Annotated in this window: 3 protein-coding genes; all 3 read right to left on the bottom strand. The window is 72.6% G+C overall.

All coding sequences use genetic code 11. From position 1 onward, the window contains the following. Position 1: 1 nt before the first annotated feature. Positions 2-487, bottom strand: coding sequence for a MarR family transcriptional regulator (locus VNL12_RS10640; protein WP_325594334.1), 486 nt, complete (start codon positions 485-487; stop codon positions 2-4). Between the two features lie 212 nt (positions 488-699). Beyond that, the gene (gene ligD, locus VNL12_RS10645; RefSeq protein ID WP_325594336.1) at positions 700-1,677 is read right to left on the bottom strand and encodes a non-homologous end-joining DNA ligase; all 978 of its coding nucleotides are present in this window, start codon (positions 1,675-1,677) and stop codon (positions 700-702) included. Between the two features lie 3 nt (positions 1,678-1,680). Further along, the coding region (locus tag VNL12_RS10650) for a Glu/Leu/Phe/Val family dehydrogenase (protein ID WP_325594338.1) at positions 1,681-2,640 on the bottom strand (960 nt) is incomplete at its 5' end.

Consider the following 2,640-nt stretch of genomic DNA (forward strand, 5'->3'; position numbering starts at 1 on the left):
GTCAGAGTCGGAGGCGGGCGAGGAGGGCGAAGAGCTGGTCCGACTCGGACCGGTCGAGGTCGAGGGCCTCGAACACCTCGGCGTTGAGGCGGGCGGCGGCATCGGCGGCCACGCTCCGCCCGTCGTCGGTGAGCACGGCGAGGGTGGTCCGGCCGTCGGTGGGGTGGGGCTCGCGCCGCACGAAGCCCTGGCGAACGAGGCGATCGACCGCGCTGGTGACACTCGCGGGGTGCACCTGGAGCCGGTCCCCCAGCTTACCCATGGGCAAGGCTCCCTCGCGGGTGAACGACAACAGGGTGAGGACCTCGAAGCGGGCGAACGTGAGCCCGAAGGCACCGAGGACGGCATCGGCCCGAGCCAGGAGGATCTGCTGGGTCCGCATGATCGAGGTGACGACGCCCATCCCCGGCGCCGCCGCCTCCCACCCATGGTCACGCCACTGCCGGTCGGCCTCGGCGATGGGGTCGAAGGGCAGGTCGCGGGCCACGGGGCGGCACCGTACCTCCGGGTCGGAGTGGGTCTCTCTCGACCTGTGTCGGTGCGTCGTGCCGGGGCGCGACGCAGCGACGCGCTCTCCGGCATCCGGCCGCCGGTGGAGCAAGCTCTGGCGCCGGGATGCGGCGTCCACCACTGCGATTCGGCGCAAGAACCGACGCTCACCGGGTCGAAGCGCACAATGTCCGTCGGCTCCTCAGCGTTTCACTCCTCGCGTACGACGTCGGCGGGGTCCTTGTCCTCACGGAGGCCCAGGTAGCGGGGGTGGCGCAACCGGCCCGCGGCGCTCCACTCGCCGAAGCCGACCTGGGCCACCAGCTCGGGACGCACCCAGTGGACACCCCGCTCGGCCGGCGGGTCGACGACGGGCGGGGCGTCGATCACCATGGGCTCCAGCCGGGCCCGCAAGGAGCGCAGCACGGCCTGGCTGAACCCGGTGCCGACCTTGCCACCGAAGCGGAGGCGACCGTCGGTGTGGTAGCCGACGAGCAGGGCCCCGAGCGAGGACCGGCTGCCCGACGGCTCGGTGAAGCCGACCACCACCACCTCCTGCTGGCGCACGAGCTTGAGCTTCAGCCAGTCGCGGCTGCGGCGCCCCTGGTAGGTGCTCGCGGCCCGCTTGGCGATGAGGCCCTCCCACCCCTGTGCGTCGGCGTGGGCCAGCAGTGCATCGGGATCGCCGTGGAGCACCTCGGTGGGCTGCACCACCTGGTCCGAGTCGAGCACCTGGGTGAGCAGGGCCCGCCGGTCCCGCCACGGCAGCCCGCGCACGTCGCGCCCGGCCAGCCACAGCACGTCGAACACGAGGTACGTCACGGCCACGGGCGACCGGCGCGACCGGGCCTCGTCGTGGACGCCCATCCGCTGCTGGAGCCGCTCGAAGCTGGTCCGCTCGCCGTCGAAGGCAACCACCTCGCCGTCGAGCACCACGTCGAGCGCGGTCACCTCGGCCAGGGCGTCGACGACCTCGGGGTAGACGTCCTCCTGGCGGATGCGGTTGCGCGACAGCAGCTTCACGTCGTCACCACTGACGGACGCGAGCACGCGCACCCCGTCGAGCTTGCGCTCGAACACCCACTCACCTGACGGCGGCCGTGCGTCCGGTGCCAGCGTGGCCGCCATCGGCTCCAGCCAGCGCGGCGGCCCCTCACCGGAGGGGGCGGGCTCATCTGCGTCGGCCACGGCTCAGACGTAGCCGCGCAGGCGCGACGCGACGGCGACCCGCTCGATGCCGAGGGCGAAGGCGGCCTGGCGCAGCGTGCAGTCGTGGTCCTCGGCGAAGGCCGACGTGGCCGCGTAGGCGACGCCGAGCCGGTCGGCCAGCTCGGTGTTGAAGCGGTCGACCTTCCATCGGAACTGCTGGATGTTCATGGTCCACTCGAAGTACGAACCCACGACGCCGCCTGCGTTGGCCAGCACGTCGGGCACCACCACGATGCCCCGGTCGCCGAGGATCTCGTCACCCCTCGGCGTCGTCGGGTAGTTGGCCGCCTCCACCACCAACGAGGCCGCCACATCGGCGGCGTTGCCGCGGTGGAGCTGCTCATCGAGGGCGGCAGGGATCAGCACGTCACAGGGCCCGGTGAGCAGCTCGTCGTTGGTGATGACGTCGTGGGCACCGGTGTGGTCGCCGACCCGGCCACCGGCGGCCACCGTGGTGCCGAGGGCCTCCACGTCCAGGCCGTCGTCTCGACGGATGCCGCCCCACTGGTCCGAGACGGCCACCACCGTGGCGCCGCGTCGGGCCACCTCGGTCGCGGCGAACGAGCCGACGTTGCCGAAGCCCTGGATCGCGATCCGCAGCCCGGCGAGGTCACTGTCACCGTGTCGGCAATGGGCTTCGAGCACGTCGATGACGCCGCGGCCCGTCGCCGCTTCGCGGCCAGGAGCTCCGCCGAGGCTCACCGGCTTGCCGGTGACGATGGCCGGGGTCCACCCGTGGCCAGCGCTGTAGGCGTCCATGACCCACGCCATGGTCTGGGCGTTGGTGTTGACGTCCGGCGCCGGGATGTCACGGTAGGGCCCGATGACGTGGGAGATGCCGTTCACGAAGCGCCGGGTCATGCGCTCGCGCTCCTCCGCGCTCATGGCCGCCGGGTCGACGGCGATGCCGCCCTTGGCCCCGCCGAAGGGCAGGTCGAGCAG

Source organism: Iamia sp. (assembly GCF_035575815.1).
In the GTDB taxonomy this organism is placed as follows: domain Bacteria; phylum Actinomycetota; class Acidimicrobiia; order Acidimicrobiales; family Iamiaceae; genus Iamia.